The organism is Geitlerinema sp. PCC 9228, from assembly GCF_001870905.1.
Classification (GTDB): Bacteria; Cyanobacteriota; Cyanobacteriia; order Cyanobacteriales; family PCC-9228; genus PCC-9228.
The window spans coordinates 1-7434 of sequence record NZ_LNDC01000085.1 but is presented as its reverse complement, the minus strand read 5'-3'; the positions used below and the strand labels follow the sequence as shown (position 1 = coordinate 7434).

Below are 7434 nucleotides of genomic sequence, written 5' to 3'. Positions count from 1 at the left end.
GCCAACGACCGTCTCACCTACACCGCCAACCTATCCGATGGTTCCAATTTACCTAATTGGTTAAACTTCAACAGCCAAACAGGAGAGTTTTCGGGAACTCCCAGCAATAGCGATATCCAAAATATAGATATTCAGGTCACGGCTACCGATAGCGATGGCGAATCTGTAGAAGATAGCTTTCAACTGAATGTGTCGAATACCAACAATGCTCCCAATATTATCTCTGCCAATACAGTTTCTGTTGCGGAAAACACCAGAAAAGTCATGACGGTTGCAGCCGCTGATGCAGACGGCGACACCCTCACATTTTTTCTTTCCGGCGGTAGCGACTTAGAACAGTTTGACATTGACAGGAACAGCGGAGAAATAACTTTTAAAACATTTCCTGACTTCGAGACCCCCACCGACTCTAATAGCGACAATATCTACCAAGTTGAAGTCACCACTGAAGATGGCAATACCGGTAGCGATGTAGAAACCATCCAGGTGAGGGTTGACGATGTTCTTAACGAAAATATTAGTCATAAGAACACCGATAGTGGCAACGAGAACACCAACAATAACACGAGCGACCCCTCTGGTCATAGTGGTAATGTCAACGACAGCAACCAAGATAATGTGACTGGCAATACGAATGATGGTGTAGCCGATATTAGCGACCAAAATACCGACAATGGCAATACCAGCGATGGCATCACTGATAGCAGCAGCGAACATACAGGTGACCATCTTGCTGGCGGCGATATCACCAATCAACCTCCCAGTATCGACCACATTTCCTTAGAAAAAACTGTATCTACTAACAACCGAATCCCTTTAGAAAAAGATATTTTTGCAGATGTATTTGTTGATGTAGAAGGTGAGCCACTTTATTCTATACGGATCGATCGCTTACCTGACAATGGTACTTTATTGCTCAACGATCGACTAGTAAATTTGGGACAAACTATCCCAGCCAGCGAACTCCCTTTTCTAACTTTAGAACCCAATAAAGACAATAAAAACACAATTGAATTTTATTGGAATGCCTCTGATGGGCAACGTTTTTCTCTTTTTAGTAAAACTATAGAAATTGAAGTGCAAGCAGTGGAAGAGACGGTTGGCGGTTCGGCTATACTGACCGCAGGGGAAAGGGAAAATCAAGGGGTAACTCCCCAGGATGACAAGTTTGCCGCTTCTGATGAAAACAATGCGATCGCGGCTTTATCAGGGAGCGATAAAATTTACGGTAACGGTGGCAGCGACCTTATCAATGGCAACCAAGGAAATGATACTTTAGAAGGCGGTGACGGCAACGACACGATTTTCGGCGGTCAACAAGCGGATATCATCAACGGCGGCAACGGCAACGACTTTCTCAGCGGTGACTTGCAAGAAGACACGCTAACCGGTAGTGATGGGGAAGACCGCTTCTTGTTACGCAACATATCCGGTGCTGATATTATCGCAGATTTTGAAGATGGCATTGATGCTCTCGTATTACCCACAAGCAACTTTCCCTTACAGCCAAACAGTTTGACTTTGGAAGATTTAACCATTTTCCAAGCCGAAGGTGGCACGGTAATTTCGGTTAACGGCAATGCCATCGCCGGTTTGACTGGTATCAATGCCACCAATCTAACCGAAGAGGATTTCCAACAGGTTTCTAGTATTTAGCCGTTCGCGCGATCGCAAAATGCTATTTTGAAATCGGTATTGTCTAGAGTTCAACATGATAGCAAATTCCCACAGTTTTCCCACCAAACGCCACCAATTCGACGAAATCGCCGAAACTCCCCACCTAATTTCCATCTGGCAACCCACTCAGAAATGGTTGCAGGAATTTGCTGCCACCCCCGATTTTCGGGATACCATGCAGCAAGTTTTTGGAAACCATGCCAACGTTACCAATCTGCAAAAAAAGTGGGCAAGTGGTGATTTCGCAACCTTACCCGACATCCAAATTCTTCCTGCCACCAGGATAAATGGTTCAAATGGTGCTTTTGCCGCCGAAACCAATACAATTTATTTATCCCAAGAATTGTTAAGTAAGAATGTAGAAGGATCGAGGCAAGTATTTCTCGAAGAATACGGTCACTACCTAGACTCGCAGCTAACAGCAAAAGATGCTCCTGGTGATGAAGGGGCTATTTTTGCCAACTTGGTTCGAGGGAATACTTTGAGTCAGCAGGAGATAACCCGGTTGCAGGCTGAGGATGATACGGCAACAATTTCTTTGGATGGAAATCCCGTTAATATCGAACAAAATTTCCTCGGTATCAGTATCCCCGATAATTTCTTCTCCAATTCCCTCGATTTTATCAACAACTTAATTGAAACGCCACGCCAATTTCTCAGCGATGTCTTAGAGCAAACCTCTACACAACTACCTGACGACTTATCTTTGGATAATTTAGTCAGCGATTTACAAGAAACTGCTTTCAACCAAGCCGTTGATTTTCTCGGTCGCGTCGAAAACTTTTCCTTCCCAGAATTTGATAGCATTCTCTTTGGCGATTCGCAAAATATTAATGATTTAATCGATGGTATCAGTCAAAATATTGGCGATATTTTTGCTTTTGCTGGAGAAGGCAACGATATTCTTTTAGGCGGATCGGGGGTGGATGTTCTCAGTGGTAACGACGGCGATGATAGCATCTTTGGCGGTCAAGATGAGGATATTCTCAACGGCGACGACGGTAACAATATTATCTTTGGCGGTCAGCAACGAGATGTTATCAATGGTGGCAACGGCAACAATCTTCTCAGTGGCGATTTGGGAGAAGATACCCTCACCGGTGGTGGTGGAGAGGATCGCTTTTTGTTACGAGATGTTGCTGGTGCTGACATCGTTACCGATTTTGCAGATGGGATTGATTCTCTTTTGCTACCTGCTGTTGGATTTCCATTGGCATCTAGTGCTTTGAGTTTCGCGGATCTCAATATTTTCCAAGCTGCAGGTGGCACTGTAATTTCTGCTGGTGGCAATATAATTGCTGCCCTTACAGGTGTAGATGCTACAAGTATTACTGAGGAAGATTTTCAAGAAGTTTCTAGTCTCTAAAGAAATTAATTGCTCGGATTCTGGTAACAAAATTTAATTTCAATCGGTGCTAAAAATAGCTACAACAGGGGGTGTGGAAATCCCCCTTTTTATATTTTTTGCACTTGTAAAAGAATTGGGCAACTATTTTCTCAAACGATGCCAAGGAAACAGCTTCCCAATTTTTATACGATTCTGAAATATAATGTTATACCATTTCCTTAATAATCTGCAAGAGATAATAGAGGCATTTTTGTAGGGGCGCAACGCGCGATCGCCCCTACCAGGGCAATTGGCAAATTTCATACAATCGTTCGTTGTTTTTCAAAAATGGTATTACCCTGCGATCGCCCCAATATTTCATTAAATAAGGGAGGAATCTTGCTATTTTTTGCCGAAAATTGCAAAAATCAAACTAGATAATCGTACCATTAGCAGACTGGATCGATAGCAATATTTTTTTAACAATTTCATCTTCTCAAAATAATTTTCTTTATCTTTGTGAGCAAACCATGATACCCCAAACTTTTGTCACCGGAATGTTTTCTCTACCAAGAAAATACAATTGCGGTCTCGTTCTTGGTATAGCTATTTTGAGTATCGCTATTTGGCAGCCATCCCAAGCTCAAAGTATATCCTACAATTTACATTTTTCTAAAGAAAATATAGAGGCTTCAAACAATTTTTCGATTTTAAATGTACCTCCCGGTGAATTACCATATCCCGTACCACCGCAAGTCGTTGGTGGTGACAGTATTCATCCGTATCTCACTATATTTCCCCTCAATGGAGTCTTGATAAATCACTTGACAGAATGGCAGTTTGACGCTACCCATTTGTTTGCCGAAACAACAGATCGGGATATTCTAGTTGATGGTACGCTGAGGATAAGCGATCGCTTGCAGGAGAATACCACCAGCAACAATATTTATCAACTAGACCAACGCGGGAATTATTTACAAGTGCGGTCAATTCCCACAGAAGATACAATTACAACAACCATCAAACAACCAGAAACCCTCATTGGAGAACACCTACAATTTAGTGTCACCGCCACTTGTATTTTTCCAGAAACCGATAGCGACCAACACTGTACCTATACATCTGGCGTCGTCACCGACCGCAATAGCATAGACCCCGATTTGTTGACCCCTACCGATCTTATTTTTACTTCTCAATTTGGAGATGTGGTTCAACCAGAAACTTTAGAATTTATGAAACTTCCGGGTTTTCAGGGAGGAACCGCAAGCCAACCCACTGGTTGGGATTGGTACGACCCGAATATGGATTATATTTTAGGCAACAGCCAATCTCAAAGAACTGCGGTAGAGCGAGAAGAAGAAATGAACTATACCATCGCTGGAACCTTTTCGAGAATACGTCAAATTTTGCGAATAAACGACCGAGAAGCTGTGTTAGGCAGAACCATCCAAGGATTTACCCTCTTTTTAGAAGACGAAAATCGCTGGCTTAACACAGCAGTGCAAGCGGGAGCACAATTATTGCCGACAATTGTTCCCTCTTTGGAAGGAAGCTCTAATCCTCCCAATACCAATATCAATCAAAATTTATTTTTAGCAGCCAATAATACTCGCTTGCCAAATGATAGCTTAACCATTTATTCAGCGGGAATTGGCAGAGCGGAAAGTTTAAAAGATAGCAGCACCAATCGTGATGAAGCTCCAAGAGGGAGCTATCACAGTATTTGGTTGGGTCTGTCTCCCGTCATCGAACACGATTTGGAATACGGTCGAATTTTTTATCAACCAACGGGTCCGGAAGTGCGAATTCCAGAGCTAGCACTAGAAGGTAATGATGAAAGCAGAATTGGGATAATATCTGCAATCAAAGAATTATATTCGATCGATAATTTAGAAAACGTTCACGCTCAAGAATACGGCAGCACTTTGCAACGAGATGTTAACTTGGTGCTAACCCTCACCGAAACCGAAGAAACCTCTTACTATCCCCATGTTAGCTTGACCGGAAACTGGACAGCAAATCAAGACGTGCTACGCTACTATGCAGGCGTTATTGCCGTAGATGAAACCAAACTTTATCTCGGCACTGATTATACAAGAAATACCGATAGCAACTGGCATTTTCGTGGTGGCTTGGTTGGATATACCAATCCAGATAGGGAGTATTACAGCGAAATTTGGGGATATTTGGGTAAGACAATTCCCCTAAGCGAAGCTGCTAGTCTCGTTTTATCTACAAATTTCCAATATGCGTTCGACCGGGAAACGGAAATTGGCCATATTGATATTACTACGTTTATACCGACTAGCGAAGCTGCGGTCAATGCTGGTTTGAATTGGGGAATTGCTTCTTTATTCGTAACCAATTATTTTGAAGATTTGCTTCCCGACTCCGACGAAAAACGTTTGTTGGCTGAGGTGACCGTTCAACCTCTCGATACGCTCTTCGTGTCTGTTTATGTAGCACCTATAGACTAACGTTCCACGCGGTCTTTCTACGGTGCACTTGTGAACTGGCAACTGGAGAACAAGCCAAACAGTCCAACGCTATCGATTGGTTGGCAAAATATAGAATACGATTATGGCGAAGATGTTTTTGGTAATGATGTTGTCTTGGAAGATAATGCGGTGACCGTGCGATTTCATATAGGCCAACCTGCCAATCCGTTTCTTCGTTAGTATTTTTCTAGATTTTCTGCTTGTGCAAGGGAAAGTACGGGGAAAGCGATTTCGTATAAGGAAACGACATGGTCGGCGGCAATCTAGGTGACGATACGGTCAACGGCAACGACAGCGATGACACCCTGTTTGGCAGTTCGTAAGCGGATATCCTCAACGGCGATTTAGGAGAAGATACGCTCACAGGTGGCGAAGGAGAAGACCGCTTTTTGTTGCGTGATGTACCTGGTGCTGACATTATTACTGATTTTGTCGATGGCATTGATTCCTTACTCCTATCTACCAGCGAGTTCCCTTTGCAACCCAACGGTATCACGTTTGAAGATTTGACCATCACCCAAGCTGAAGGCGGTACGGTGATTTCGGTCAATGGCAATACCATGGCTGGTCTCACTGGCGTTGATGCCACCAACATCACCGAAGACGACTTCCAGCAGATTTCTAGCCTCTAGACATTTCAGACAAACCGCAGATCGATCGAACGGATAGGGTGTTGCCAGACACCCTATTTTTTTGCCCCATATCCCTGGGATATAGACCAATCGTCCATGGGTGGGAAAGGATATTGTATAGACTATTGTAGGTTTTTGCTTGTTTTTTCTGCGATCGCGCTCGGAGACAATGTTGCAAGATATAGCATTTCCCAGGTTGATTTGGTGGATCCATCTGGAAAAGCGATCGCTGCCAAGCAACCTACGCCATTTGGCCGATTTTGTCATGGCTGTTAGCAAGCAAAATCAAAGAACTTGACCGCAAAACTCTTGAAAATTCAGAGGTTAGCAATCTGGATCCATTTGGAAAACCGATCGCTGCCAACTAATCTACGCCATTTGGCCGATTTGGGTTATGGCTGTTAGACATTAAAATCGCATTAGCTTTAAAAAGGTCAACCAAATAATCTTACCTTTTTAAGGAGGTTTTGCCTGGATTTCCCACGAAAAGCGATTTCTAAAAAGAGGATCCACACAGTCTGGCTTATGAAATGACGGCTGTTAGACAGCAAAATTTCCGTATTTTTACTGAGGACGATGGGGAATCCCCTCGAATATATTACTCTTAGGTTTTTCCAAGGAACCTCCTTCACTTGTCCCTGTATTTCCGTGTCTTATACCCATAGGTGAACTCTCATGTCTGGTAACAACTTAGTTTTCATCGACGCTAACATCCGCGACTACCAAACCCTCGCTCAAAACCTGAAACCAGGTACGGAAGCTGTGGTTCTCGATCCCCACCAAGATGGAGTCGAGCAAATTAGCAAGGTACTGGCCGAGCGAAAGGATGTCGCCAGCGTACAAATTTTCTCTCACGGTGATGAGGGACAGGTGCAACTGGGTTCCACTTTGCTCGATGAAGGGAATTTATAGGGGTACCAGGCCCAATTGCAGCAGTGGGGAGAAGCCCTGCATGAAAATGGAGATATCCTGCTTTACGGGTGTCAAGTAGCTACAGGCGAAGGACAGCAGTTTGTCGAGAAGTTGGGTCAAATCACAGGGGCAGATGTGGCGGCATCTGACGACCTCACCGGCAATTCTGAGTTGGGAGGAGATTGGGAGTTAGAAGTTCAAACAGGTGATATTGAAGAACCTTTGGCTATTCAAGCGGAAGCGATCGCAAACTATAATGGTGTTTTTGCTTTAGGACAGGGGTGGCTCGGTCAATATTATAACAATAATAACTTTGAAGAAGGGAGCAACTACGATCCTGATTTTACTCGGCTTGATTCGAGCGTTAGTGAAGATTGGAAATTGGGTA

Annotated in this window: 6 protein-coding genes and 1 pseudogene; all 7 read left to right on the top strand. The window is 43.6% G+C overall.

What is annotated here, in order from left to right:
- Window positions 1-1656: putative Ig domain-containing protein (locus AS151_RS21405; RefSeq protein ID WP_211517551.1), on the top strand; the 1656-nt coding region annotated here is incomplete at its 5' end.
- Between the two features lie 55 nt (window positions 1657-1711).
- Window positions 1712-3043 (top strand): calcium-binding protein, encoded by a 1332-nt coding sequence (locus AS151_RS07275; protein ID WP_071516384.1) that lies wholly within the window; start codon window positions 1712-1714, stop codon window positions 3041-3043.
- 572 nt (window positions 3044-3615) lie between these two features.
- Window positions 3616-5481 carry a hypothetical protein gene (locus AS151_RS07270; RefSeq protein WP_139240558.1) on the top strand — a complete coding sequence of 622 codons (1866 nt, stop codon included), beginning with the start codon at window positions 3616-3618 and terminating at the stop codon, window positions 5479-5481.
- A gap of 30 nt (window positions 5482-5511) precedes the next feature.
- Window positions 5512-5682 (top strand): hypothetical protein, encoded by a 171-nt coding sequence (locus AS151_RS22010; RefSeq protein WP_170861336.1) that lies wholly within the window; start codon window positions 5512-5514, stop codon window positions 5680-5682.
- 212 nt (window positions 5683-5894) lie between these two features.
- Window positions 5895-6134 (top strand): hypothetical protein, encoded by a 240-nt coding sequence (locus tag AS151_RS07265; protein ID WP_139240557.1) that lies wholly within the window; start codon window positions 5895-5897, stop codon window positions 6132-6134.
- Window positions 6135-6303: 169 nt separating this feature from the next.
- Entirely contained in the window at window positions 6304-6432 is a 129-nt protein-coding gene (locus tag AS151_RS23060) for a hypothetical protein (protein ID WP_275527979.1), read from the top strand.
- Between the two features lie 377 nt (window positions 6433-6809).
- A pseudogene (locus AS151_RS22765) lies at window positions 6810-7434 on the top strand (DUF4347 domain-containing protein); the annotation flags it as partial.

Bases quoted from the DNA above. Each gene is read 5' to 3' on its own strand.
- AS151_RS07275 (WP_071516384.1), top strand. From the start codon at position 1,712: ATGATAGCAAATTCCCACAGTTTTCCCACCAAACGCCACCAATTCGAC.
- AS151_RS23060 (WP_275527979.1), top strand. From the start codon at position 6,304: ATGTTGCAAGATATAGCATTTCCCAGGTTGATTTGGTGGATCCATCTG.